Genomic DNA, 510 nt, shown 5'->3' with positions numbered 1-510 from the left:
GGGACCAGGATGATCCCCCTGCCCTAATCGTGTGCGGCGAGGGCGTCGACCAGGTGACGCCCTTCCGGCGCTCCCCTGCGCAGGAGCACAGCGGCGGCGGTGTGCAGTTCGTTCCAGGTGTGCGGGCGGCCCACGGCGGCGGCATCGGGGGCGGCCCGGAGGGCGACGGCGAGGGCTTGCGCAGCCTCCCCGGCTCCCGCGTAGGCATGCGCGGGGCAGGCCCGGAACCATGTCTTATCGCGGCGGAAGTCTTCGGGCATTGCTGCGAGTCCGGCTGTCAGGTGCTCGATCGCCTGGCGCCACTGGCACAGGTGCAGTTCGGCCATGCCGCGTTGCATCGTGAACCAGCCTTCGTCGTAGAAGTACATCCACGGTGGCTCGTCTTCCGGGTGCTCGGCGGCGCGGCTGATGAGGTCCTGGGCCTCGTCGAGGAGCCGGTGGGCGGCCTCGGGCTCACGGTCGAGAGCGTGGCCTCGGGCGGCCATCTGGGCAGCCATGCCCTGAACGCCG

Annotated in this window: 1 pseudogene; it reads right to left on the bottom strand. The window is 71.4% G+C overall.

The features are described from left to right. Nucleotides 1-23: 23 nt before the first annotated feature. A pseudogene (locus JAO81_RS42045) lies at nucleotides 24-510 on the bottom strand (XRE family transcriptional regulator); the annotation flags it as partial.

Source organism: Streptomyces sp. N35 (assembly GCF_016464295.1).
Classification (GTDB): domain Bacteria; phylum Actinomycetota; class Actinomycetes; order Streptomycetales; family Streptomycetaceae; genus Streptomyces.
The sequence above is the reverse complement of the archived record's forward strand: the minus strand, read 5'-3'. Positions and strand labels throughout refer to the sequence as shown.